The sequence below is a fragment of the Amycolatopsis pittospori genome (assembly GCF_013870525.1).
In the GTDB taxonomy this organism is placed as follows: domain Bacteria; phylum Actinomycetota; class Actinomycetes; order Mycobacteriales; family Pseudonocardiaceae; genus Amycolatopsis; species Amycolatopsis pittospori.
The window spans coordinates 24,323-49,978 of the sequence record NZ_JACBXD010000026.1 but is presented as its reverse complement, the minus strand read 5'-3'; the positions used below and the strand labels follow the sequence as shown (position 1 = coordinate 49,978).

The following is a 25,656-nucleotide window of genomic DNA, read 5'->3' as shown; positions in this document are numbered from 1 at the left end:
AGAACCCATGAGCGAGCCGATGTTGGTCGCGGTGTTCGCGACGCCGGTCGCGTCGTTCCTCCTGCGGTACGGCAAGGACCTCGGCTACACGCCGGTGTTGTTCGAGCCGGACGGCGCGCGGGCGACGGACGTCGTGGACGGCTTCGAGGTCGTCTCGACGGTGCCTGAACTCGGGGCGGACGCCGACGTGGTCGTCACCGATCACGACCGGCCCGAACTCGGTGACGCGCTCAAGGCCGTGCTGGACCACCCGGCCCGCTGGGTCGGGGTGCTGGGCAACCCGCGTCACGCCGGACCGCACGTGGTCGCGCTTCAGGCGCTCGGCGTCCCGGACGCCGAGATCGCGCGGGTGCACCGGCCGGTCGGGTTGAACATCGGCTCCCGTAAGTCGCCCGAAATCGCCATCGCCACGTTGGCCGGTCTGCTCGCCGACCGGAACGGGCGCCCCGGCGGCTTTGAGTTCTAGAGCGCCACGGCTCCTTCCGGCATGGGCTCGAAGCGGGCGTGCTTGCGCGTGAACGTCGCCGTACCCGAGGTCAGCGAACGCAGATCGATCGCGTAGCGCAACAGTTCGACGGCGGGAACCTCGGCGCGGATGACCGTGCGGCCGCCTTCGCCCGATTCCGTGCCGAGCACGCGGCCGCGGCGGGACGACAGGTCGCCCAGCACGGTGCCGAGGTGTTCGTCCGGAAGCCGGACGGCCACTTCTTCGAGCGGTTCGAGCAACGCGATCTTCCCGGCCGCGGCGGCCTCCTTCAGCGCCAGCGCGCCCGCGGTCTGGAACGCCGCGTCCGACGAGTCGACGCTGTGCGCCTTGCCGTCCACGAGGGTCACGCGGATGTCGATCAGCGGATATCCGTCGACCAGTCCTCGCTTAGCCTGGGCCCGGACTCCCTTCTCGACGCTCGGGATGAACTGGTGCGGCACCGATCCGCCGACGACCTTGTCCACGAACTCGAACCCCGAACCCCTCGGCAGCGGCTGGACCTCGATGTCGCAGACGGCGAACTGGCCGTGACCGCCGGACTGCTTCACGTGCCGCCCGTGCCCGCGGCCGGGTCCGGCGAAGGTCGAGCGCAGGCTGATGCGGACGGGTTCGGTGTCCACGTCGGCGCCGCCCGCGCGCAGCCGCGACAGCACGACGTCGGCGTGCGCCTCACCCATGCACCACAGCACCAGCTGGTTGGTCTCGGCGTTGCGGTCCAGCCGCAGCGTCGGGTCACCGGCGACGAGCCGGGAAAGGTTGCGCGCCAACGTGTCCTCGTCGCTGCGCGTCTTCGCGATGACGGCGACCGGCAACAGCGGTTCCGGCATCGTCCACGGCTTCATGATCAGTGGATCGTCGGGCGAGGACACGGTGTCGCCGGTCTCGGCCGAGCCGACCTTGGTCAGCGCGCAGAGGTCTCCCGCGACGCAGTACGGGACCTCGCGCAGGTTCGCGCCGAGCGGTGAGTACAGATGCGCGACGCGTTCGTCGGCGTCGTGGTCCTCGTGCCCGCGTTCGGCGAGTCCGTGACCGGAGACGTGTACCGGACGCTCCGGGCGAAGCGTCCCGGAGAACACGCGGACCAGGGACACCCGGCCGACATAGGAGTCGACGGCGGTCCGGACGACCTCGGCGGCGAGGGGGCCGTCGGGATCGGCGCGGAGACTCGCGTGCGGCTCGCCGGTGGGGGAGGTGACCTCCGGCGGGACGTGCTCCAGCGGCGACGGGAAGGCACGCACGATCCCGTCGAGGATCTCGGCGAGCCCGACCCCGGTCGTCGCGCACACCGGGATCACCGGATGGAAGGACCCACGCGCGACGGCGGTCTCGAGGTCGGCGATCAGCGTGTCTTCGGGGATCTCCTCGCCGGCGAGGTACCGGTCCATCAAGGACTCGTCCTCGCTCTCGGCGATGACGCCTTCGATCAACTCGTTGCGAGCTTCGGTCATCCGGGCGAGGTCGGCTTCGTCCGGCTCGCCGACCTGGGGCGGGAAGCCTTGCGAGTAGTCGAGGTAGCGACGGGTGATCAGCCCGACGAGGCCGTCGCGAGCGGGCAGGTACAGAGGCAGGACACCGGCGCCGAAGGCCGCCTGACAGGCCGCGATCTCGCCTTCGGGGTCGGCGCGATGATGGTCGAGCCGGGAGACGACCACCGCCCTCGGCATCCCGACGGCCGCGCATTCCTCCCACACCGCGATCGTGGCCGCGTCCACGCCTTCCGCCGCGCAGACGACGAACAGCGCCGCGTCGGCGGCGCGGAGCCCGGCGCGCAGTTCGCCGACGAAATCGGCGTAACCGGGGGTGTCGATGAGGTTGATCTTGTGGTCCTGGTGCAGCACCGGGGCGACCGAGAGGCCGACCGACCGTTGCTGCCGGACCGCGGCGGGGTCGTGGTCGCACACCGTGGTGCCCTCCACGACGGAGCCCGCCCGGGTCACCGTGCCGGACGCGGCGAGCAGCGCTTCGGCGAGCGTCGTCTTGCCCGATCCCGACGGCCCGACCAGGACGACGTTGCGCACTTTCGCCGGGTCGTCCACAGCGACGGCGGCCCCGGAGTCTCCGTTCTTGCTCTGTTTGTCGGCCATGCCGATCTCCTCACCACACGACGCCGTGAACAGGTGTGTCCTCGATCACACACCCGAGACGGGCGTCGCGGCAAGGCGACCGGCGAGGGACCCCCCGAATGTCGACCCGCCGTTATGCTCGATGGCGGACACCCGGAGACGAATCCGATGGTGGGGGGATGAGCGATGGAGCTCGACAGACGAACCGTTCTACGGTGGGCCGGCGCGGTTCCGGCCCTGGTCGCGGTGCCCGCGGCGATACCCGAGGGCGGCGGCGAATGGGAGCGGCTGCGCGCCAGGCTGGCCGGTGAGCTGTACCGGCCCGGTGAACCCGGCTACGACGAAGCGCGGCTCGGGTTTTTCAGTCTCTACGACCACCGGCTGCCCGCCGGCGTCGCAGTATGTGCGAATGAGGACGACGTCCGGCGCTGCGTCGATTTCGCGGCCCGGCAACGGATCCCGATCGCGGCGCGTTCGGGAGGGCACAGCTACGCCGGATATTCCCTTGTGGACAAAGGGCTGGTCGTCGACCTCTCCCGGCTGAACGCGATCGAAATCCTTCCGGGTGGCCGCGCCAAGATCGGGGCGGGCGCGCTGCTCGGCCAGGTGTACGAAGCGCTGGCGGCGGCGGGTCGTGCCTTGCCCGCCGGCAGCTGTCCCGCGGTCGGCATCGCCGGGCTCACCCTCGGCGGCGGGATCGGCGTCCTGGGCCGCAAATACGGACTGACCTGCGACCGTCTGGAGTCCGCGCGGTTCGTCGGCGCGGACGGGAAAGCGCGTCCGGTTTCGGCGGAGACCGCGCCGGACCTGCTGTGGGCGTTGCGCGGCGGTGGCGGCGGCAATTTCGGCATCGTCACGTCGTTCACCTTCCGGACGGCGCCCGCCCGGACGCTCACGAACTTCGCGCTGACCTTCCCGCCCGCGGTGCTCGCCGATCTCGTCGCGGCGTGGCAGGAGTGGCAGCCCGCGATGCCGGACGAACTGTGGTCCGGAATGGGCCTCGGTGAGACGGCCGCGAACTGCGGTGGCTGTTTCGTGGGCACTCCCGCGCAGGTGAACCCGCTGCTCGACGACCTCATCCGCCGCGTCGGCACCGAGCCGACCGAACGGAAGGTGACCGAACAAGGCCACCTCGCCACCATGCGCGCGTTCGCCGAGGAGAAGGATTTCCCGGCCGCGGCCCGCGAACGCGCGGACTACGTGGCCACTTCGAGGATGCTGACCCATCCGGTTCCGGACCCCGACGCGCTCGCGTCGCTCCTGACCAGCGATCCGCTGCTGTACACGATCTTCGACGCGTACGGCGGGGCCATCGCGAGGGTGCCGTCGAGCGAGTCGTGCTTCCCGCACCGCGACGCGCTCGGGAGCATCCAGGTGATCCGCGGGACGGCCGCGCCGGGCGGCGAGGCGGAAGCGCGGCGGGTGATCGGCCGGGTCCGGGACGAACTGGGCCGGGAACTCGGGCCGGCGGGCTACATCAACTACATCGACCCGGAGATGCCGGACTGGGCCAAGGCGTACTACGGCGAGAGCCTGCCGAGGCTGCGCCGAGTGGCGCGGAAATACGACCCGGACGGCCTGTTCGCCTTCGAACAAGGCCTGGCGCGCTAGCGCTCTCTTCGCATTCAGTCCTCTGGATGCGGTACTTGCACGCGCAACTACCGCATCCAGAGGACCAATTGCGCCCTAGATCACCCAGTGGACTGCTGAAATCGCCGCGAACTGGCCTGCTTGAGAGGTCCAAAAGCGGCCTACCCTCGGAGGCGTCACACCACCCAGTGCGCTTTCCGAAAGGTCCAGCAGTGTCTGACGAGTCCACGAACACGGCCACCACCTCGCTCACCGGCACCGCCCGGGTCAAGCGCGGCATGGCGGAGATGCTCAAGGGCGGTGTGATCATGGACGTGGTCACCGCCGAGCAGGCGAAGATCGCCGAAGACGCCGGTGCCGTCGCGGTGATGGCGCTCGAGCGGGTCCCCGCGGACATCCGCGCGCAGGGCGGCGTCGCCCGGATGAGCGACCCGGACCTGATCGACGGCATCATCGAGGCCGTCTCGATCCCGGTCATGGCGAAGGCCCGCATCGGCCACTTCGTCGAGGCCCAATTGCTGCAGTCGCTCGGCGTCGACTACATCGACGAGTCCGAGGTGCTGACCCCGGCCGACTACGAGAACCACATCGACAAGTGGGCGTTCACCGTTCCCTTCGTCTGTGGTGCGACCAACCTCGGCGAGGCGCTGCGCCGGATCAACGAGGGCGCGGCGATGATCCGCTCCAAGGGCGAGGCCGGCACGGGCGACGTCTCGAACGCGACCACGCACATGCGCAAGATCCGCGCCGAGCTGCGTCGCCTCTCCTCGCTGCCCGAGGACGAGCTCTACGTTGCGGCGAAGGAACTTCAGGCCCCGTACGACCTCGTCAAGGAGGTCGCCGCGAAGGGCAAGCTGCCGGTCGTGCTGTTCACCGCGGGCGGCATCGCGACCCCGGCCGACGCGGCGATGATGATGCAGCTCGGCGCCGAGGGCGTGTTCGTCGGTTCCGGCATCTTCAAGTCCGGCAACCCGGCCCAGCGCGCCGAGGCCATCGTCAAGGCCACCACCTTCTACGACGACCCCGACGTCATCGCGAAGGTCTCGCGCGGCCTGGGCGAAGCGATGGTCGGCATCAACGTCGACGACGTGCCCGAGCCGCACCGTCTTTCCGAGCGCGGCTGGTAAGCGACTTCGCCCGCAAGAGAGGCCCCGTGGACTGACGCTCGCGGGGCCTCTTTCGCGTGCCGGTCGACTAGGGACCGGTCAGCAGTTGATCACGTCGTGAACCGGATTCCAGTCGTACACGTGGTTGTTGGACGGAGCTCCACGGAATCCGATACGTATCACAGGCGAACATATCGATCTGGCTTCCACTGCCTCCCATGCCGGAGTAGGCGCAGAAGTGGCCGTAGGCGCCTGTAGTGGCCACGTAGCGTTCGACTTCGAGCTGCAGCCACTCTGCTTTCGAGGCGTCGAGTCCCGCGGTCATGGATTGGGTCATGAAACGCTGACGGCCCGCGAAAGCGTCGGCCGCGGCCGGTACCTGCTGCAGCCGCTGTCGTGTCCCTCTCGTGTAATCCGGAATCGGTATCCGCGCCACCGCGCGGGTGGGCATCCCACCCGCGCGGTGCCGATCAAGCGAAGCCCGTACCGATGCCTTGGTCGGCGGTTCAGCAGGCCTGCTGGTGGGATGCCCAGCTGATCTTGCTCGTGGGGCCGAGGTGGCGGTCGTCGCCGACAGGAGCGCAGTACCACAACTCGTCCTGGTTATCCCAGGTGTCCACCCAAACGCCGACGGGGATGGACCCGCAATGCTTGTAGTAGGCGTGTCCGCCCGCCGTGTAGAAGCCGCACACCTCCACCGTGTTCTCCGTCGCACCGGCCTGTGCCGCACCGGAGAGCAGTAAAGCCGACGCTCCGAGGAATACCGCTACTCCGCTGGTCAGAGTTTTACGCATGGGAATTCACCTTTCTTTGTTTTGTGCGGATCGAGGGGTCAGGCGATGTGATGGACGCCGGCCCAATTGGGATAGCGCCAGTGGGCTCCTTGGTAGTAGTCCTTTCCGCCGGTATTGCCGATGACGTTGCCGTAGACCTGGAGTTCGCCGGCCGTGGTGACGCCCATGAGGTCGGCGTAGCCGTCGCCGGTCACGTCGCTGACGGCGATGCCGTCGACCTGGTTCCAGCCCGCCTTGATCGACCAGGTCGGATTGATGAACGGCCAACCTTTGTTGCCGGGAAGGAGGATTCCGTTGCCGAATACGGTCAGGGAACCGTCGTCGCGAATGGCGACGAGGTCGCCGTAACCGTCACCGGTGACGTCGCCGACGGCGATGTCCCGGACATCGGCGCCCCATCCGCTGAGGTAGGTCATGGCCACGCCGCGGAAGGGGAGCGCGTTTTCCCCGATCTCCTTGGTGTTGAAAAAGATCTGCATGGTTCCGTCCGCCATCGTCGCGACGAGGTCGGCCCAGCCGTCGTGGTTGATGTCGCCGGTGGCGATATGGGTCGCGCCCGCCCAGTTCGCATATTCGCGGTACACGCCGGTGAACGGCGAATTGTCACCGTTGACCAGTGATCCGTTGGCGTAGATCTGTAGTTTGCCGGTCGTGGTGAGTACGACGAAGTCCGCGTATCCGTCGCCGGTGACATCGGCGACGGAGATAGACTTCGCGTCCTGTCCCCAGTTCGTGTTGGTCGTTTGCCACAGGCGGTCCCGGAACGGCACCCCGCCCCAGTCGGAACGCAGGAACCCGTTGCCGAAGACGGCGAGCCGGCCGTCGGCGTCGACGGCGGTCAGATCGGCGTAGCCGTCACCGGTCACGTCGCCTACGGTGCGGTCGACGGGCCTTGGGGTCGAAGCGTCGATATTCCGGTACCGCAAGGGCGTGAAGCTGTTCGCGTAGGAGGCCGACCAGGTCGTCTCCCTGGCGTAAAGGCCGAAGTCCGGTTCCTCGCGGACGATCGGTCTGCCCTCACCGGCCCAGCCGACGAAAAGCGCGATGTGCTGGACGCTGCCATCGCGGCGCCACAGGGCGTCGCCGGGCTGGAGATCGGCCCGGGGGATGCGGTCGGTGACCTGGGGGATGGTGGCCGTGCTGTAGTCGCCGCCACCGGGCAACTTCGGTAGGTGCCAAGCCATCGAGACGTAGCCGGAGCAGTCCTGGCGATACCGCACACCCTGAGGATCCGGGTAACTCGACGTCTGGCTGTAGGGGACGCGCTGGTCGATCCAGAACTGAGCGCGGGAGAGTACCTCGCTTCGCGTGATGGGGCCGCCGATGTCGCTGGCCTCGGTCGCGGCGGACGCGGGGGTGGTCAGGCTTGCGGACAGGGCGGCGACCATCGCGACGAGGGTGGTCACCAGGTGCCAGCGTCTTCGCCGTGGTGTCCGATTTTTCTCGGGTCTCGGCATCGGTAATCCCTTCATGTGTGGGGACGGGCCAGAGGAGCGCGACATCGTCAGCGGACGATTAATATGATCAGATGGTCATCTTCGATCACTTCGATGACGCAAAACGACTGTAATGACCCTGCTCGAACACTGTCAATGAGCTGACTGGAGTACGCGGACAAGTCATTTAACTGACAACTGAGCGGCCGCCGGTAGCTCAGGCCGAGGGATCGCCTCGTCAGCACCATCACGAACGGCCAGTGCCGGTGATAGCCTGACGCAGGTCAGATCAGTTCGATGATCCGCGTGGGGGCGGAAGGTGGTCCGTGAACGAGAAGCAGCAGGTCCCGCGGACCCTGGCCGAGAAGGTGGACTACCTGTTCCGGGAGGTCCATCCGCGTGATCGCAAGCAGTTCACCCATCCCGAGGTGGCGAAGGCCACCGGTCTCTCCACTGGGTTGCTCTCCGCGCTGCGGTCGGGAAAGAACGTCAATCCCACCAAGGACACCTTGGAGAAGCTGGGAAAGTTCTTCGGTGTGTCGGCCGTCTATTTCCTGGACGACGAGCCCTCCGAGCAGGTGAGCGCCCAGATCGCGTTGGCGGCGCTGCTGAGGGACGCCGGAATCGCCCAGGTGGCCGCTAGGATGGTCGGTCTGTCTGATGGGAGTCTGGAAACCGTCACGGCCATGACCGAGCAGCTTCGAAAGCTGGAAGGACTCGACTCCGACAACGCCGGGGGGCGTCGAACTTGATGTGGCGTCGCGGATCCCGCCGGATCGAACGGCGGTGTCAGCGCGTGGTGGGTCAACTGGTGATACCGGACTCTCGCGACGTCCGGGAACTCTGCGACCGGGTGGGTGATCAGCGGGGCAGGTCGATCGCACTGCTGCCGCTGCCGATGTCGGCCTCGGGTGCCTGTGGACTGTGGATGGCGGGGTCCCGTGCGGACTACATCTGCTACGAGCGCGACACGACCCCCGTGCACCAGACACATATAGTGCTGCACGAATTGGGACACATCCTGTGCGAGCACCCCGGCGCCGAGAACGTCGAGTCGGCGTTCTCGGGAATCTTTCCCGATCTGAGTGCCACCACGCTCAAGATCATGCTGGCCAGGCAGCACGCCGGTTTCACCACTCAGCACGAGGCCGAGGCGGAGACCGTGGCCTATCTGATCTCGGAGATCTTCGAAACGCGACCACGTCGTCCGCATCGGGAACCGACCGAGATGAGCGCCCGGCTGAGTCAGGCGTTGGAACGGTGACGAGCACTGGGGGATGACGGATGCCGGTTGCCAGCGTGGTTCATCTCATCGCCTTGGCGACGATCGCCGTGGCCGTCGTCTATCGGGCCACGACCTGGCGCGAGGACAACAAGGCTCCCGCCGGACGGGCCCTGTCCTTGACGATGGTGAACCTGTTCGCCCTCTATCTGCTCGGCTGGGCTCCGTTCTATTGGCTGGCCTACGACCTTCTCGGACGGGTTCCCAGCCTGCCGCAGGTCATCCAACACATCGTGTGGATGGCCATGTCGTTCTACGCTCACATCTTCGTGATCCGGGTGTCCACACCCGCTGGGCATCTGCGACGGCGCCTGCGATTCGGCCGGATCTTGTTCGGAGTGGCTCTCCCGTTGCTGTTGATCGGCTATGTGATCGGGCCGCTGCGCATCGGGCTGCCGATCGTCGGACCGAGTGGTACCCATGATCCGGGTGTGCTCGTCTACGACCTGATCTGGGAAGCCCACAACATCATCGTCCTGGTCGACATCCTGCTCGTCCGCTGGCGCGGGATGACCATCGAGAGCACCTATCTGCGGATCGGGGTGCGCTTCATGGGAGTCGGCTGCCTGATCTGGCTGCTCATGCTGATCCACAAGGTGGTGTACCAGACGATCGTCGGCCTGGGGCACGACCTGCCCTATGAAGAGAACGGGGTGCACGGCATCCAGTTCCTGTTCTCCGCCCCGGGGGTCTGCTTCCTGGTGATCGGGATGACCATCCCGTCATGGGGGCCGCGTGTAGCCCGGAATTGGCGTCGGAGGCGTGCCTACCGTCACCTGACTCCGCTGTGGGACGCACTCGCCCCGACGCGAACGGCCGTTCCGGTGCCGGCACCGCGTAGCCGTCACTCCCGGCTACGCCACCGGGTCATCGGCATCCGCGACGCGCTGGTCGGTCCGTTGCGCGACCACCTCGACGAGAACACGATCCGCCTGGCCAAAGGAGAAGCGATGCGGTCCGGGCTGACGGAGGATGACGCACAAGCGGTCGGCGAGGCGGCGCTCATCGCCGCCGCGGTCTCCGCGCATTCCAGTGGCAGGTCAGCCGGGATACCTGCGACCCAGACACCGCAACTGCGCAGGGAAGAGGACTTCGACGCGGAGACGGCGTGGCTGGTCAAAGTCAGCCAGGCGTATAGCCGCTCGTCGATCGTTCCCGCAGTCTTGAGGCGAGAGTCGTCGCCTCAGATGAACCCGACCGGCGGTGGGGAGTAGCACTAGCTCGTGGCCTCGACGGGATTGGCGAGTTCGTAGCGTGACGCGGCGCCGGTTTTGCGCATGGCATGGGCGATGTGTTGTTCGACCGTGCGCACCGACAGGCCCAGCCGGGTGGCGATCTGGGAGTTGGTACGGCCGGCACAGGCGAGCTGGGCGACTTCCGTCTCGCGTGGAGAGAGGGTGGTGCCATAGCTCGGCCTGCCGCGGCGCCGGGGCTTGCGGTTGTCGAGTGTCTCCTGGGCGCGACGCGCGGACACGGCGGCTCCCAGGGAGCTGAAGATGTCGACGGCGATGGCGAGATCGTCCGTGTCCTGCTGCAGTTCGGTGTGGAGGTACCGGTCACGCCATACGTGCGTTGTCGCGGTCCAGTAGGGGCGGCCTACATCGGTGAAGGAGTCCAGCGCGGCGTCGTAAAGTCCGAGCACGTCGTCGGGTGCTCCGTCTCCCAGGTCGAGGTCCATCGCCTTGCTGAGGGCGAGACTGGCCATCGCCGCGGGCGCGTCCCTGCCTTCGAGGCCTGCCTCCATGGCCGAGAGCAGCTCCGGGATCTGGTCGCGGCGTCCGGCGTTGTGCAGCAGCTCGACGGCGATAGGCGCGATTTCGCTGGCCCATACCCAGATGCCGGTGTCGTGGATGACCCGCAACGCGGCGTCGAGTTCTCGTAATGCCGCGGCTTTGGCTCCGCGGTGGTAGTGGTGACGGGCGAGCAGCGCCGCCGCGGTGGCGCCGACCGGTGGTGCGGCCGCCGTACGCGGCCGGGTCGCGCTCACGTCCGCGAGTAGCGCGACCGCGGCCTGGCAGTCGCCGTGTTCCAGGGCGAGCGCTCCGGCGACGAGGCGGCATTCGGAGGCGACGAGGGGGAGCGAGTCGTACCTGTCGACGAGTGCTTCGGTGGTGGTCCGGAGGTTCCGCCAGTCGCCTCGCAGCCAGTTCAGCAACACCGCCGCGACACGGAGTTGTTCCGACAGGTAGTCGGCCCCGAGCTGGTGGGACCACGTGCGGCCGCGAGTGAGATAGCGTTTCGCCGCGGCGTAGTGGCCCAGCCAGCTGGTGCAGTCGGTGAGATTGAGGCAGCCGCGCATCCGCTGCCTGGCGAGTTGCGGGTCGTCGGTGTCGCTGGTGACGACCTCGGCGGCCTCCCACGCCTCGGGCGCGCCGATGGTCATCAACGTGGTCAACCTGTTCACCTGGATGGTCGCGGCGGTCAGCGGGTCGGGCAGGCATGCCGGGCCGAGCCCGCGGTCGAGTCGCTCCAGCCAGCCGAGGTGGGTATCGATATGCCGGTGGCCGGTGTAGGGAATCGCAAGCGAGGACATCACTTTGAGCGCGAGGGGCGGATCGCCGTCCCGGAGCTCATCGACGGCCTTCTCCAGCTCCCTGTACCCCTCCTCGTGTTCTCCGGATTGGCTGAGCAGAAGGATTCCCAGGTTGTTGCGCAACTCGCCCCGGGTGGCAGGCGGAAGGGATACCTCGGCGAGGATCTCGCGGACCGTGGAGACGATCTGGTCGCAGTCGAGTCCGTCGAAGGCCGCGCGGCTCAGCGTGGTCGCGAGATGGACGCGGTCGGGGTCGGTGAGCTCGGCGTGGCGAAGCAAGGCCCGGAGCAACTGGACCGTGGTGCTCCAGTCGCCTTCGCTCATCGCGATGTCGGCGTGACGCCGGCTGTACTCGAGCCACTGGCCGGTGTCGCCGGCCAACCGGAGATGGTGAGCGGTGAAGACCGTGTCATGTGGACGGAGCGACGCGGCCGCACGGTGAAGTCCTCGTCGCAGGGGAGGGGACGTCGCCTCGTGGACGGCGCGCCGCGCCACTTCGCGTTGCCAGCCATAGTGATTCGGCCGTGTTTCCCGCAGGAGCCCGATTTCGATCGCCTCCGGTAGTGCGACGCTGATCGCGCTCCGCCCCAGACCGGACAGCGAGCGCAACTCGTCCTCGGTGACCCCGTCCGCGCAGAGGGCGGCGGCGCGGAGCACGGCTCGCACCTCCTTGCCGCACAACCGCACTTGCTCGGCGTGGACGTCACGTACCGCCGTCGGCAAAGGTCTGCCCTTCTCGCGAACGAGAGCGCTGATCGCGTACGGCAGTCCCTCGGCCAAGGGCAATGAACGGCTCAACGAAGGAGGAAGCGGACTTTGGCCGGAAAGTGTTTCGGCCAGTGTGGTGGCTCGTGTCTCGTCAAGCGGACCGAGTGAAACCGTTTCGACGGGAAAGCCCCGGCCGGCGAAGTGGGTGAGGCGCGGGGAATCGCTGTGCGGGCGATAGGTGAGCACCATCGACAAAGCGGGTGACCGCCGCGTGCACAGATAGCGCAGAAAGGCGCGGGTGGCGGAATCGCTCCACTGGATGTCATCGAGCAGTAGCACCGTCGGCGCCGTCGAGGAGAAGAGTTCGCGTAAAGCGCGGAAACAGCGAGCGAGGTCTGCTCGTGGGTCGGGCAAGGGCGGAAGTGGCGGGGGCAGCCGATCGGCGAGTTCGGGTAGCCGGGGAGCGAGCGCGCCCAGGACGGGACCGCCATGGCGGGGGACAACCCTCGGGGTGCTGAGCGCCGCCTCCAGCACGGGTTCGAGTTCACCGGAGAAGGGAGCGCACCGTCCTGAAAGGACGATCCGGGAATCCGCCGTGAACCGCGCGCGCAACCGTTCCTGCAGATGGGTCTTGCCGACCCCCAGTTCTCCTTCCACCAGCACGATCGCGGATGTGCGGGCGATCAGGCGGACGATCGCCTCCTCCGCCTGTCCTGTGTCCATCCCGACACCGTAAGCACGGGCGAGGGGGCGGACAAGCGGAAATGTCCTGCCGTTTTTAGTGCGTGGAACCGGGGTCGTTTCCTGCGTGTCGCCACGGATTGAAGTCTCCGCCTCCACTGCGGATCGTCAGATGCCTGATGAACGGACGTTTCATCGAGGAGGTTCCCCGCCATGATCCGAAGTCTGCGCTGTTCCCGGACGAGAGCCGCGGCCACGATCGCGATCGCCGTCGCGATCACCGCCCTGTCCGCCCCAGGGGCGGCCGCGACATCGCCGACCGCTTCCGAGATGGACGAGAGCGTGCGTGCCTACCTGGTGCTGACCAGCCCCGGCAGCATCGACGCCGTCACCCAGGCGGTCACCGCGAACGGCGGGCGAGTACGTGCCGGCTACGCGCCGATCGGGGTCGTCCTCGCGCATTCGGGTGCCGATGACTTCGCCGCCAAGATGCGCAAGGTCGCCGGTGTCCAGAAGGTCGGCGACACCCGCGCGGGCTACGACGTCCCCACCGAAGGCACCCGTCCGGCCACCGCGGACCGGAACTCGACCGCGCGTCGCTTCCTGGAGCCTCAGCTGGGCAGGTCGATCGCCGCTCCCGCCGAGCCCGTCGACTGGAACATGCAGCAGATGGGCGCGGACAAGGCCTGGGCGATCAACCCCGGCAGCCGGAACGTCACCGTCGGCATCCTCGACACCGGTGTCCAGGGCGGCCACGAGGACTTGCGGGACAACTTCGACGCCGCGAACTCCGTGTCCTGCCTCTACGGCAAAGCCGACACCGCACCCGGCGCGTGGGAACCCGATGCCGGGGCGCCCGCCGCCGGACACGGTACCTCCGTCGCCGGCATCGTCGCGGCCGCGAAGAACGGCAAGGGCGTCGTCGGTGTCGCCCCGAACGTGCGGATCGCGGCGGTCAAGGTGATGGAACCGTCGGGGAACATGTTCCCGGAGAACGTGGTCTGCGGCCTGATGTGGTCGGCCGACCACGGTTTCAAGGTCACCAACAACAGCTACTACGTCGACCCGATCATGTTCAACAACCCCGCGGACCCCGACCAGGCCGCGGTGATCGAAGGCGTCCAGCGCGCCGTCGACTACTCCCGGGGCAAGGGCACGGTCACCGTCGCCGCCGCGGGGAACTACTCCACCAACCTCGACAACGAGCCCGGTCTGTTCCTGCCCGGCGATCTGCCGAACGCCGTCTCGGTCACCGCCGACACGATCGACAAGAAACTGGCCTACTACTCCAACTACGGTCTCGACACGGTCGAACTGACCGGTCCCGGCGGAGAAGGCTCCGCGATGGTGAACACCACCGCGCTGGGCGGCGGCTACACCACGTTCAACGGGACCTCCGCGTCGTCGCCGCACGCCGCCGGTGTCGTGGCCCTGCTGGCCTCGGCGCATCCGCAAGCCACCCCCGACCAGCTGCGCACGATGCTGCTGACCCAGGCGATCGACACGCCCTGCCCGTCCGGCGACTCCCGGTGCACCGGTACACCGGCGAAGAACTCGCACTTCGGCGAAGGCATCGCCAACGCCCTGGCCGCGGTGTCCGGCAGCACCAACCCCGACCCGGAGCCGGAAACCCCGGTCTACTCCACGGACTTCGAAACCGCGGGCGGCTGGAGCATCAACCCCGCCGCCTCCGACACGGCGACCGCCGGCCGGTTCGAGGTGGCCGACCCCGCCGCGACGAGCTTCAACTCGCTGACCATGCAGCGCGGTGACACCACCAGCGGTACGCGGGCTCTGGTCACCGGTTCCGCGGCCGGCGCGGCGGTGGGGGACAACGACCTCGACGGCGGCGTCACCAGCGCGCTGTCCGCCCCGATCCAGTTGCCCGCCAACGGAAAGCTGTCCGTGTCCCTGTCGTGGTACCTGGGGTATCTGTCGAATTCCGCGGGCGCCGACTACCTCCGTGTCCGTGCCGTCACCGCCGAGGGCGCGACCGTTCTGCTCGACAAGAAGACCGGGACCGCCGACACGGCCGCACAGTGGTCCACCGCGACCGCCGACCTGACCGCGCTGGCGGGCAAAACGATCCGGATCGCGGTCGAGGCCGCCGACGCCGCGGGCGGAAGCCTGGTCGAAGCGGGCGTGGACGACATCCGCATCACCCGCCGCTGACCGGCCCGGCCTTTCCCCGAGCGTGACCGGCGGGGTCCCCGCATCCCCGGGGACCCCGCCCCCGCCCTGCCCACTCAGGAGACGACCATGCGCATATCCACTCTCGCCGCGCTCCTCAGCACGGCCACCCTCGTCCTGACCGCGCTACCGGCGGCCGCCGTACTCCCCGCGCAGCCGCCCGGTGCCCCGCCCGCAACGATGCTCGACGCGCTGTCCCGCGACCTCGGGATCAGTCACGACGCGGCCGCCGCCCGGCTTCTGGCACAGGACGCGGCCGAAGAGATCAACCGCTCCCTCCCCGCGCGGATCCGCGAACAGAGCCCTGGCTCGTGGCTCGACGAAGCGACCGGAAGGCTGCTGGTCGCCGTCACCGACGACCAGGCGGCCGCCCAGACCGCGGCGTTGGGCGCCACGCCGGTGAAGGTCACTCGCGACCGCGCCGAACTCAGGCGGCTGAGTTCGGACGTCGCACGTCTCGCCGCCGGGGGAGTGCCGGGCCTGACCGGATGGGGCATCGATCCGGTCACCGACACCGTCACCGTACGGATCACCGCGGCCGCCCACGACCGGATCAGCGAAAAGTTCGGCAAGGACGTCGCAGGCCTCGGTGACGGGGTGCGCATCACCTATGTGACCGAACGCCCGAGCCCGCAAGGTGGCGACGTGCGGCCCGGCGGCCGGTGGCTTCCCGGCGGCGAAGCGAACTGTTCGATCGGATTCCCGGCCACCGACGGCGGAGGCGGCAAGCATTTCCTGACCGCCGGGCACTGCACCAACGACGTGGATCAACCGGCCTGGGGGAGCGACGGCCAGCAGAACAGGATCGGCACCTCCAACGTCGGCGGCACACACAGTGTCTTCGGTCGCGAAGGAGATATGGGACTGGTCGGCGTCACCGAGCCGTCTTGGGGGCTCTCGTCCTCGGTGAACACCTCCGGCGGCCCGGCGGTCGAGGTCACCGGTGCCACGGATCCTCTGGTCAACCAGGCCGTCTGTCACGCGGGTGTCACCACCGGGTGGCAATGCGGCAAGGTGACCGCCGTCGACCAGACAGTGGTCTACACCATGGCCACCCTCGAAGGAATCACCCACACCACCGCCTGCTCACTCCCCGGTGACTCCGGAGGAGCCTGGCTCGCCGGTACCCGCGCCGTCGGGCTGCACTCCGGCGGCTACTCCTCCTGTTCGCCGGGAGGCGCCCGCGACCAATCCCTGTTCCAGCCGGTCCGGGAGGCGCTCGGCAAATGGGGACTGACCCTCCACACCGCGGCCGGGTCCGGGGACGGCCAAGCACCTACGACCCCGACGTCCCTCCGCGCCGCCGGCATCACCTCGAACACGGCGACCCTCGAATGGAACGCCTCCACCGACAATGTCGGCGTGACCGGCTACCGGATCTACAACGGCACCACCCTCGCCGCGACCAGTACCACCACCAAGGCCACCGTCGGCGACCTCGCCCCCGCCTCGACCTACACCTTCACCGTCAAAGCCGTTGATGCCAACGGAAATCTCTCCGCCGCCAGCGCGCCTGTCACCGTCCAAACCAGCGCCAACGACACCAGCCGCACCTTCACCGCCACGGCGAACGCCCCCATCCGCGACTTCCAGACCACCGCCGGCAAGGTGACCTCCACCGCCGCCGGAACCGCCCGCACTCCACTCACCCTGACCATCAACGCGAGCCACAGCTGCATCGAAGATCTCGACATCACCCTCACCGGCCCATCAGGCCAGAACCACGTGATCCACCGCTACGGCGGCTACACCTGCCACCCCCTCGCCGGCACCACCACCTACAACATCCAGACCACCGAACGAGCGAGCGGAACCTGGACCCTGTCCATCCACGACGGTGGCCCCGGCGATACCGGCACCCTCGAACGATGGACCATCGCACTCTGATTCACGGCAAGCGAAACCCGGCGCGAGCGGGTTCTTCGGACATCCGGCGAAGAACCCGCTCGCGCCGACGTCACTCCCCGCGTGAATCAGGGGCCGGGCGATTCCTGGTCACCACGCTCCCTTGTGCCGCGGCACTGAGTGTCATGGTCCCGTCCTGGCCGACCACGTAGAGATCACAACGGCAGGTGGCCTGCCGACGGCCGTTGTGCAGGACCTGTGCCTTCGCCACGAGCCGGATTCCTTGCGCCGGCCGGAGATAGTTGATGCTGAATCCGCCGGTGAGGACGGCCGGGCCCAGGGTGGTCCCGGCCGCGAAGGTGATCGCGTTGTCCGCGGCATAGGCGAGTACGCCCCCGTGGACGAAACCGTTCTGCTGCAACAGGTCTTCCCGGATGTCGAGTTCCAGGGCCGCCGCGCCGTCGCCGAACGAGGCCACCCTGGCACCGAGTAGAACGCTGAACGGTTGTGAGGCGAGGCCCTTCCGGGCGTCTTCGAGGGTCAATGCGGTCATCAAAGCCACGCTTTCAGATCGGCCAAATCCACCATGGGCATTCCCCAGCGCAGCGCCGCGACTTCGAGGTCGGCGCTGCCCGCCATAGTGCCGTCGGGGTTCATCACTTCGCAGCACACGCCGACCGGGGTGAGGCCGGCGGCGGTGCACAACGCGACCGTCGCTTCGGTGTGCCCGGATCGGTCGGCGAGCAGACCTGGCCTGGCGGCGAGCGGGAACACGTGTCCAGGACGGAGAAAGTCCCCGGCGGTCGCGGCCGGATCGGCCAGTTTTCGCACGGTGGCGGCACGTTCGGCCGCGGACACGCCGGTGCCCGTTCCCGCGGCCAGGTCGACCGGGATCGACCAAGCCGTCCCCTGCCGGTCGCCTTCGCCGGGCATGGGCTCGATTTCGAGGCGCCGTAGCACTTCCGGCGCGCAAGGCACCGCCGGAAAGCCGCAGACCTGGGTCAGCAGGAAGGTGAACGATTCGGGGCGGAGGCGGGCGCCGGCGAAGATCACGTCGCCCTCGCCCTCGGTTTCCGGGTCCCAGACGATGACACCGCCACCGGCGGCGAGCTGGCGCAGCACCTTCTCCACGCCCGCGCGTCCGTCGACCCGGCCGGCCCACGGCAGCTGAGGCAATGCCTTACCCACCTCCGAAGGAGGGGCCTTCTCCACCAAGCGGCCGACCAGGTCGAGTTCCAGGTTCACCCGGTCCCCGGCCTTCAGATCGCCGAGTGTGGTGGCCGAACGGGTCATCGGGAGCAGTACGACCGAAATCCGGTCACGCAATACCTCGGCGATGGTCACGCTGACGCCGTCGAGGGCGATCGGGGACTTCGCGAGCAGCCTGTCCAGCAGCCGCTGCGGCGGCCGGAGCCAGATCCGGCGGGCGCCGCCTTCGTCGTCGATCCGGATCACCTTGCCGACGGCGTCGACGTAGCCCTGGACCAGGTGGCCGTCCAGCGGGTCGCCGACCTGAAGGGGCGTCTCGATGTTGACGTCGTCCCCGGCCGCGAGTGTGTCGAACGTCGACCGGCGACGGGTCTCCGCGGAGAGCACCGCCTCCAGGACGCCGTCGACCGGCCGCACGGTGAGCCGTACCCCGTTGACACACGCGGATCCGCCATCGCGGACGCGGTCCGCGCTCTTCGGCGCCCGCACACGCAGCACGTCGCCTTCTACCTGTTCGATGACACCCAGCTCGCCGATTCGACCGGTGAACATGAAATCAACACCCCGTTTTGACGCCGTACCCCAGAAAACCCGGCGACGGCCGGACACAGGGGACGCGGGGTCTCACCGCCTGGTCCCGGAATCGCACCGGGTCGTTCCACCCCTTCGGCGGAACCGGCCGACTGTACGGCCGCACCGTGGAATCGCACCACGAGCCGATCATAGCCACTTTGTGGATCACTTTCGAGCCACGCGGCCAAGTCGGTTGGGCAAGCTGTCGGCATGGACATGGAAGACGTACGCGCGCGGCTGGTGAGCCGTTTCGGTCCCGATGCCGAGGGGTGGCTCGCGGAGGTGCCGGCCCGAGCCGCGCACCTGGCGTCGCGGTGGGGCTTCGCGCTTGGTGAACTCTTCGAGAGCGGCGCCTCCTCGGTCGCCCTGCGCTGTGAATGGACCGACGGGACACCCGCGGTTCTCAAGCTCAGCCCGGACAAGGCCCTGTTGACCAAACAGGTCGAGATGTTGCGCGTGTTCGCGCCGTCGGGCCGGGTTCCGGCCGTGCTGGCCGTGGACGAGGAGGCCGGTGCGATGGTGCTGGAGGAAGTCCGGCCGGGCACTGAGGCCGAAGACCTGCAACAGGAGTTCTTGCCACGGTTGTGGGGTGATCTGCTCACCGCGCTGCATGCCGTGCCCGCGCCTCCGCACTGGCCGTCGGATCTACGCGGCCGGTTCGAGGAGTCCTTCGGCCGGATCGGCCGGAGGTTGTCCGAACCGGCCATCGGCGCGCGGATCGACCAGGCCACCTGGGAGCGCGCCGTCCGGCGCTGCGAGACCTTGCTGGACACCCAGTCGACACGGGTGTTGCTGCACGGCGACCTGCACCTCGGGAACGCCCTGGACGGCGGCCCGTCACGCGGTCTGGTCGCGATCGATCCGAAGGCGTGTGTCGGCGATCCGTGCTTCGACGCCGTCGACTACGTGGTGTCCGGCGCCGGACACGAGGGTGTCGAGGCCCGTTGCCGGCTGGTGGCGACGGCATGCGGACTCGACGGGGACAGACTGTTCGAGTGGAGTCGAGTGGTCGCGCCCATGTTCGTCATCGCGCACGTCACCTACGGCGGTCCGGAGCAGGTGATCGACGAACTGCTCGCGCTGACCCGCTGATTCCCCCGAACGGATGACACCATCGCCCACCAAGCTGTGACACTCTGAACTTCGATGTCACATCGAAGGGGGCTTCATGGGGACAGGGGAACGCTTCTATCGCTTACTGGGGGAGCCGGCCGCCGAATGGGAAGGGGTGGATCTCCCGCTCGGTCCGCCGCAGGCACGCCGGGTCTTCGCCTTGCTGCTGGTCGAGGCCGGACAGCTGGTCTCCTGCGACCGGATCATCGACGAACTCTGGGGCGACGTCCCGCCCGCGTCGGCGAAAGTGCAGGTCCAGGGCCTGATCTCGGGACTTCGCCGCGCCCTGCGCTCGCCTCACGGCGACCAGCCGATCCTGACCAGGGGAACCGCGTACCTGCTCAACGCGAGGCCGCCGGAGACCGACGCCGGCCGGTTCGCCTGTCTGGCCGCCCAGGGGCGTGAACTGCTCGCCCGCGAATGTCATCGCGAGGCGGCCCAGCGATTCCAGGACGCGCTCGAATTGTGGCGCGGGCCGGTGCTCGCCGGAGTCCCCGTGACGGCCGAGGTCATCGCGCGCTGGGAGGACCAGCGGCTTTCGGTGCTGGAGGACCGGGCCGAGGCCGAACTCAGACTCGGCGAACACGACCGGCTGGTGCCCGAACTGCGCGACATGCTGACCGCCGCCCCGTTCCGCGAGCGGACCTGTGGGCAGCTCATGACCGCGCTCGCCAGAGCCGGGCGCACCGCCGAGGCACTCGACGTCTACGGGAAGTGGCGCCGCAGGCTGGTCGACGAGCTGGGCGTCGAGCCGTCCCCGGCGATCCGCGCGCTTCAGGGCGAGATCCTGCGCGACGGCCCGGGCATGACGGCGCGCGAGTATCCCGCCTATCGCGAATCCTCGGTGCCGAGCCAGCTTCCGCCGGGGATCCCGGACTTCGTCGGCCGGGACGCGCTGGTCGCGGAACTGCTGGCCGAACTGGAGCCGGACGAGGATCGCGAGACGCCGCCCGTCCTGATGCTCACCGGTGCCGGCGGGATCGGGAAGTCCTCGCTGGCGGTCCGGCTCGCGCACCAGGTCGCCGACGCCTATCCCGACGGCAGGCTGTTCGCCGCCCTGCGCGGCACCACGAACGAACCGCGGTCACCGGAGGCCGTGCTCGCCGGTTTCCTGCGTGCGCTCGGCGTTCCCTCCGACGCGATCCCGGCCGACGTCGACGAGAGCGCCGGCCTGTTCCGGAGCCTGGTCCATGGGCGCCGGGTCCTGCTGGTCCTCGACGACGCCGCCGGTGAGGCCCAGTTGCGGCCGTTGCTGCCCGCCGGTGGTGGCTGCGCGGTGCTCGTCACGAGCCGATTCGCCTTGGACGGCCTCGAACTCGGCCGCCCGGTCCCGGTCGACGTCCTGCCACCCGGCGACGCGGCCGCGTTACTCTCCAGGTTCACCGAGATCGACGAGGAATCCCTTGCCGCTCAGCAGGTTCTCGAATACTGCGGGGGCCTCCCGCTGGCGCTGCGGATCGTCGCCAGCCGGATCGGCGACCGGTCCGGCTGGAAACTCGCCGACGTCGCCGACGAACTCTCCGTCGAACGCAGGCGGCTGGATTGGCTGCGGGCCGGGGATCTCGCCGTCCGCAGCAGTCTCTCCCTCGGCTACCGGCAGCTCGCTCCGGACCGGCAGCGCCTCTTCCGCAGGCTGGGCCTTCTGCCCGCGGCCGATTTCCCGGCTTGGGCGGCTGCTCTGGCCGATGGCGGCGAGCCCGATTCCGCCGTCGGCGCACTCGAAGATCTGCGGCACCGGCATATGATCCAGCCGGTCTCGCGCGGAGCCGGTGTACCGCGCTATCGGGTACACGATTTCTTGCGCGCCTTCGCTGTCGAAGAGGTCGCCGCCGAGCCGGAGCACGAACGCGCGGACGCCGTCGAACGGGTACTCGGCGGGTGGCTTTGGCTCGCGGAGAAGGCCGCGGATCGGTTGCCCAGCAGCGTTCTCCGGCCCGAGCCCGGCGACGCCGTCCGTACCCCGCTCGGCGAAACGCCGGTGACCGAACCGCTTTCGTGGTTCCAGACCGAACTCCCCGCCCTGGAAGCCGCTGTCTTCCACGCTGCCGATGCCGGACTCGGTGAGCTGGCTTGGGAAATCGCCGTAGTGGCCGCCTCGTACTTCGACCACAGTGGACTGTACGCGGAATGGTCTCGCTGCCATCGGCGCGCACTGGAAGCGGCGACGACGTCGGGATGCGCACGCGGGGAAGCCGCGCTGCTGCGCGGAATCGGCCAGATCCACCTTTACTGGGACGACTATCAGGAGGCGGCCAAGGCACTCGACGAGTCGTACCGGATCAGCGATCGTATCGGTGATCCCGCCGGCAAGGCCAGGGCGCTGACCGGGCTCTGTGTCGTCGCGCGGTCGATCGGACGGCCCGAGGAATCGAGGGCGACGGCGAAACACGCCTTGGCGATCTTCACCGAGATCGGCGACGTGCTCGGTATGGCCCATCTCCACACCTCGCACGCCGTCGCGAGCACGGAACTCGGGCTGCTCGACGAGGCCGAAGCGGAACTGGACGCGGCTTGGCGGCTTTGCGTCGAACTCGACGACCGGCATCGGATGGCACTCGTCCTGCGCCGGCAAGGACAACTGCACCTGCGGCGGCAGGACCCGCGTGGCGCGATGTCGTGCCTGCGCCGCGCGCTCGAACTGCTCGAATCGCTGTCCGACGAACTCTGCGCGGCGCAGGTCCGGCTCGACATCGGGCGGACCTACACGACGCTGGGGGAGCGGCAGGCCGCCACGAAGGTGCTGACCGGCGCGTCGTCGCAGTTCACCGGGGCGGGCAACCGCAGCAGCGCGGCCGCCTGCGACCGGCTGCTCGGTGCCCTGTCCGCGTCCTAGACGGCTAGCCGTGCCAGCGCGACGTCGGCAGCGCGGGGACCCGGTGTCCGTTGTGGCCGGTCATCTCGTCGTTGGCGAACAACGCGTTCAGCACGGCTTCCTCGGTCGACTGCACCACGGCTTCGAAGAACGGGTCGAGCCTGCCCCACGGCACGAAGCGCAGATTCTCGTACTCGGCCTCTTCGGTCCGCGGGAACCTGCTGGTCAGCGCGCCCGGGTTCGCGGTGCTGAACGCGAGGAACAGGTCGCCGGAGAAATGCGAGCCCGCGGTGCCGGTGCGGGCGAGGCCGAGCGGGACCCGGCGCGCGAGCGACGTGCACTGGCCCGGCAGCAGCGGCGCGTCGGTGCCGACGATGACGATCACCGATCCCGCGCCCGCCGGCGCGGCCCACGCCTCCTCCATCGGGTTGTCGTCGCCGAGCTCCAGCCCGACCGGTTCCCCGGCGACGGTGAGCTCGCGGCGCGAGCCGAAGTTGGCCTGTACCAACACGCCCACGGTGTATTCGTCGTCCCCGTAGGACACGACGCGGGATGCCGTGCCGGTGCCGCCCTTGAAGCCGTAACAGGTCATCCCGGTCCCGCCGCCCACGGAACCTTCGTCGGCCGGGCCGGTCCGCGCGGCGTCGATCGCGGCGATAGCGTGCTCACCGTGGACGGTCGGCGCGGTGCTGTCGTTGAGGTAGCCGTCCCAGGTCTCCGCGACCACCGGCAGCAGCCATTCGGCGGCCACGTCGGGCCGTTCGCGCACCACCCAGTCGATCACGCCGCGGTGGCAAGCGCCGACGGCGTGCGTGGAGGTGATCAGCACCGGCAGGGTCAGCGATCCGGTTTCGGCCAGCCACGCGGTGCCGGTCATCTCGCCGTTGCCGTTGAGGGCGTACGTCCCGGCCGCGCACGGCACGGCGAAATCCTCGCGTCCGCGCGGCAATACGGCGGTGACACCGGTGCGCACCGACTCGCCTTCGACGAGCGTCGTGTAGCCGACCTCGACGCCGGGGACGTCGGTGAGCGCGTTGTGCGGGCCGGTGCGGCCGGGCAGGGGGACACCCAGATCGCGGGCGCGGGTCATGAACGGTCCTCCAGGGGGTTCGTGGTGGCGGTGCGGGCGTAGGACAGCAACATCGCTTCGGCCGTCGCGGTTTCCAGCGTCGGCACGGCCTGGGTGAGGTGCAGGCCGTAGCCGTCCTCCAGCGCGACCAGGTTCCGCGCGATCGACACCGCGTCCGCGGTCAGGGTGAACTCGCCGGTGGCCGCGCCGGCTTCGAGGATTCCGGTGTAGATCCGCACCTGCTGCTCGTAGAGCGTGATGTGCCGGGCGGCGTACACGGGATCGCGGCGGGCGATCGTGCCGAGTTCGTAGAGCAGCACGCAGAGTTCGTCGTCGGGACCGGTGGGCAGGCCGCTGCGGATCATCGAGAGCAGCCGTCCGGTGGGGTTCCCCTTCGCGCTCGCGGCCTGTTCCCTCGCCGAGCAGAAGCGCGCCACCGCCTCGCGCTGCACTTCCTGGAGCAGGTCGGCGAGGGTCGGGAAGTAGTACAGGACCGAGCCGGACGACAGCCCCGCGCCCTCGGCGATGTCCCGCAGTCGCAGGTTCAGCACCCCGCGGTCGATGACGGCGCGTCGGGCCACCTCGATCAGTTCGGCCCGTCGCTCCGGTGCCTTGCTCGGTCTCGCCATGGGATCCATTCTTCGAATCTTGTTCGAAAAACGCAAGTATCGATCTGGATCAGGTCTTGACGATGCACCGCGAAGGGCCTTTGATGCGTGCTCAACAGTTCTTCGAAGGAGAGTCAAAGAACCCACCTTGTAGGAGGTCGGCCGTGTCCACTCCCGCCTTGCGCCGCGGTCTGCGCACCCTCGGCACGCTGCTCATCACGCTTTCCGCGATCAGCCCCGCCTCGTCGGTCTTCATCATCGCGCCGGGGGTGATCTCCGGCGCGGGGACGGGCGCCTTCTACAGCTTCGTGGCCGCCGCGGTCGTCGGCGTGTTCATGGCCTTCGTCTACGCCGAACTCGCTTCGGCCTTCCCGCTGGCGGGTGGCGAGTACGCGATCGTCACCCGCACGCTCGGCAGGTTGCCCGGTTTCGCCGTGCTGGGCCTGATGATCATCACGCAGGTGCTCATCGTCGCGGTGATCGCACTCGGCGTCGGCACCTACCTCGGCGTCCTGTTGCCCGGTGTGCCGGGCCCGGTGATCGCCGCCGTGACCTGCGTGGTCGCGGCCGTCGTCGGCATCTTCGACATCAAGCTCAACGCCTGGGTGACCGGCGTTTTCCTGGCGATCGAGATCCTCGCGCTGATCGTGGTCAGCGCCCTCGGCCTGCTGAACCCGGCGCGGTCGTTCAGCGAACTGCTCGCGCATCCGGTCGCCTCCGACGGCGGTCCGGCGACGGTCGGAGCGATCGCGATCGCCACGTCGGTCGCGATCTTCGCCTACAACGGCTACGGCTCGGCGGTGTACTTCGGCGAGGAGACCCAGGACGCCTCCCGCGGGATCGCCCGCGCGATCCTGTTCGCACTCGGCATCACGGTGCTCGCCGAACTGATCCCGGTCACCGCGGTGCTGATGGGCGCTCCGGACCTGAACGCGCTGTTCGCCTCGGAGAACATGCTTTCGTACTTCATCGGGGAACGGGGTGGCGGGACGCTCGACACCGTGCTCGGCCTGGCCGTCGCGCTCGCGATCGTCAACGCGGTGCTGGCGATCGTCCTGATCAGCTCACGGATGCTGTTCAGCAGCGGCCGTGACCGGGCCTGGCCGTCGCCGGTGAACCGGGCGCTGTCCGCGGTGCACCCGAAGTTCGGGACGCCGTGGGTGGCCACCGTCGGCACCGGTCTGGTGGCCGCGCTGCTCTGCTTCGTCGACCCGAAACTGCTGCTGGTGGTGACGAGTACGTCGATCGTGGCGGTATACGCGGCGTTGTGCCTCGGGGCGATCATCGGCCGCCGCACGGGGGCCACCGCCCACGCGAAGTACCGGATGCCGTGGTTCCCGGTCGCGCCGGTGCTCGCGCTCGCCGTCCTCGTGTTCGTCGTCTACCAGAACCTGCTCGACCCGGCGGTCGGGCGGCCGAGCCTGATCGTCACGGCCTGCGTCGTTCTGCTTTCGGTCTCGTACTACCTCGTCGTGCTGCGGAGGAAGGGCGGCTGGAAACTCGCCGCCGTCACCGAAGAGAAGATCACCGACGAGAAGGCGGAGGAGCGCTCCTGAC

General features: G+C 68.7%; 19 protein-coding genes. 11 read left to right on the top strand and 8 right to left on the bottom strand.

What is annotated here, in order from left to right:
* Nucleotides 1-7 precede the first annotated feature (7 nt).
* Entirely contained in the window at nt 8-466 is a 459-nt protein-coding gene (locus H5J31_RS16960) for an XdhC family protein (RefSeq protein WP_181773549.1), read from the top strand.
* Here the strand turns inward: H5J31_RS16960 and H5J31_RS16955 are convergent.
* Complete coding sequence (locus tag H5J31_RS16955) at nt 463-2,571, bottom strand: elongation factor G-like protein EF-G2 (RefSeq protein WP_181773548.1); 2,109 nt, start codon at nt 2,569-2,571, stop codon at nt 463-465. The genes H5J31_RS16960 and H5J31_RS16955 overlap by 4 nt on opposite strands.
* A 165-nt stretch (nt 2,572-2,736) precedes the next feature.
* On the opposite strand from H5J31_RS16955, the gene H5J31_RS16950 reads away from it, so the two are divergent.
* Together H5J31_RS16950 and pdxS are read left to right on the top strand one after the other, a co-directional pair.
* The gene (locus H5J31_RS16950) at nt 2,737-4,161 is read left to right on the top strand and encodes an FAD-binding oxidoreductase (protein WP_181773547.1); all 1,425 of its coding nucleotides are present in this window, start codon (nt 2,737-2,739) and stop codon (nt 4,159-4,161) included.
* A 191-nt stretch (nt 4,162-4,352) separates the two neighbouring features.
* Entirely contained in the window at nt 4,353-5,267 is a 915-nt protein-coding gene (pdxS, locus tag H5J31_RS16945) for a pyridoxal 5'-phosphate synthase lyase subunit PdxS (protein WP_181773546.1), read from the top strand.
* 485 nt (nt 5,268-5,752) lie between these two features.
* Here the strand turns inward: pdxS and H5J31_RS16940 are convergent, their stop codons facing one another.
* Both H5J31_RS16940 and H5J31_RS16935 read right to left on the bottom strand, forming a co-directional pair.
* A complete protein-coding gene (locus tag H5J31_RS16940) occupies nt 5,753-6,040 on the bottom strand; it encodes a DUF6355 family natural product biosynthesis protein (RefSeq protein WP_181773545.1) in 288 nt (95 codons plus the stop codon).
* A 38-nt stretch (nt 6,041-6,078) separates the two neighbouring features.
* Nucleotides 6,079-7,446 (bottom strand): C40 family peptidase, encoded by a 1,368-nt coding sequence (locus H5J31_RS16935; protein ID WP_181773544.1) that lies wholly within the window; start codon nt 7,444-7,446, stop codon nt 6,079-6,081.
* A gap of 356 nt (nt 7,447-7,802) precedes the next feature.
* Between H5J31_RS16935 and H5J31_RS16930 the strand changes: the two genes are divergently transcribed.
* From H5J31_RS16930 to H5J31_RS16920, 3 genes are all read left to right on the top strand, one after another.
* The gene (locus H5J31_RS16930; protein WP_181773543.1) at nt 7,803-8,228 is read left to right on the top strand and encodes a helix-turn-helix domain-containing protein; all 426 of its coding nucleotides are present in this window, start codon (nt 7,803-7,805) and stop codon (nt 8,226-8,228) included.
* Between the two features lie 101 nt (nt 8,229-8,329).
* Nucleotides 8,330-8,740: a hypothetical protein gene (locus tag H5J31_RS16925; RefSeq protein WP_181773542.1), complete on the top strand. Its 411-nt coding sequence runs from the start codon at nt 8,330-8,332 to the stop codon at nt 8,738-8,740.
* A 20-nt stretch (nt 8,741-8,760) separates the two neighbouring features.
* Entirely contained in the window at nt 8,761-9,972 is a 1,212-nt protein-coding gene (locus H5J31_RS16920) for an MAB_1171c family putative transporter (RefSeq protein ID WP_181773541.1), read from the top strand.
* A 2-nt stretch (nt 9,973-9,974) separates the two neighbouring features.
* On the opposite strand, the gene H5J31_RS16915 is transcribed toward H5J31_RS16920, so the two are convergent.
* On the bottom strand, nt 9,975-12,722 hold the full coding sequence (locus H5J31_RS16915; protein WP_181773540.1) for an ATP-binding protein: 2,748 nt from the start codon (nt 12,720-12,722) through the stop codon (nt 9,975-9,977).
* Between the two features lie 171 nt (nt 12,723-12,893).
* Here H5J31_RS16915 and H5J31_RS16910 point away from each other — a divergent pair, with 171 nt between their 5' ends.
* Both H5J31_RS16910 and H5J31_RS16905 read left to right on the top strand, forming a co-directional pair.
* Nucleotides 12,894-14,852, top strand: a complete 1,959-nt coding sequence (locus H5J31_RS16910) for a S8 family peptidase (RefSeq protein WP_181773539.1) — start codon at nt 12,894-12,896, stop codon at nt 14,850-14,852.
* A gap of 87 nt (nt 14,853-14,939) precedes the next feature.
* The gene (locus H5J31_RS16905) at nt 14,940-16,757 is read left to right on the top strand and encodes a proprotein convertase P-domain-containing protein (protein WP_181773538.1); all 1,818 of its coding nucleotides are present in this window, start codon (nt 14,940-14,942) and stop codon (nt 16,755-16,757) included.
* Nucleotides 16,758-16,827: 70 nt separating this feature from the next.
* On the opposite strand, the gene H5J31_RS16900 is transcribed toward H5J31_RS16905, so the two are convergent.
* Both H5J31_RS16900 and H5J31_RS16895 read right to left on the bottom strand, forming a co-directional pair.
* Nucleotides 16,828-17,268: a PaaI family thioesterase gene (locus H5J31_RS16900; protein ID WP_181773537.1), complete on the bottom strand. Its 441-nt coding sequence runs from the start codon at nt 17,266-17,268 to the stop codon at nt 16,828-16,830.
* Entirely contained in the window at nt 17,268-18,476 is a 1,209-nt protein-coding gene (locus H5J31_RS16895; protein ID WP_181773536.1) for a 3,4-dihydroxy-2-butanone-4-phosphate synthase, read from the bottom strand. Before H5J31_RS16895 ends, H5J31_RS16900 begins: the two co-directional genes overlap by 1 nt.
* 231 nt (nt 18,477-18,707) lie before the next feature.
* On the opposite strand from H5J31_RS16895, the gene H5J31_RS16890 reads away from it, so the two are divergent.
* The gene (locus H5J31_RS16890; RefSeq protein ID WP_207898166.1) at nt 18,708-19,589 is read left to right on the top strand and encodes an aminoglycoside phosphotransferase family protein; all 882 of its coding nucleotides are present in this window, start codon (nt 18,708-18,710) and stop codon (nt 19,587-19,589) included.
* 76 nt (nt 19,590-19,665) lie between these two features.
* On the top strand, nt 19,666-22,443 hold the full coding sequence (locus tag H5J31_RS16885) for an AfsR/SARP family transcriptional regulator (protein WP_181773535.1): 2,778 nt from the start codon (nt 19,666-19,668) through the stop codon (nt 22,441-22,443).
* Between the two features lie 4 nt (nt 22,444-22,447).
* Here the strand turns inward: H5J31_RS16885 and H5J31_RS16880 are convergent, their stop codons facing one another.
* A complete protein-coding gene (locus tag H5J31_RS16880) occupies nt 22,448-23,512 on the bottom strand; it encodes a DmpA family aminopeptidase (protein WP_181773534.1) in 1,065 nt (354 codons plus the stop codon).
* Nucleotides 23,509-24,120 carry a TetR/AcrR family transcriptional regulator gene (locus H5J31_RS16875; protein WP_181773533.1) on the bottom strand — a complete coding sequence of 204 codons (612 nt, stop codon included), beginning with the start codon at nt 24,118-24,120 and terminating at the stop codon, nt 23,509-23,511. The genes H5J31_RS16880 and H5J31_RS16875 overlap by 4 nt, the downstream gene beginning before the upstream one ends.
* A gap of 143 nt (nt 24,121-24,263) precedes the next feature.
* On the opposite strand from H5J31_RS16875, the gene H5J31_RS16870 reads away from it, so the two are divergent.
* Complete coding sequence (locus H5J31_RS16870; RefSeq protein ID WP_181773532.1) at nt 24,264-25,655, top strand: APC family permease; 1,392 nt, start codon at nt 24,264-24,266, stop codon at nt 25,653-25,655.
* Nucleotide 25,656 lies beyond the last annotated feature (1 nt).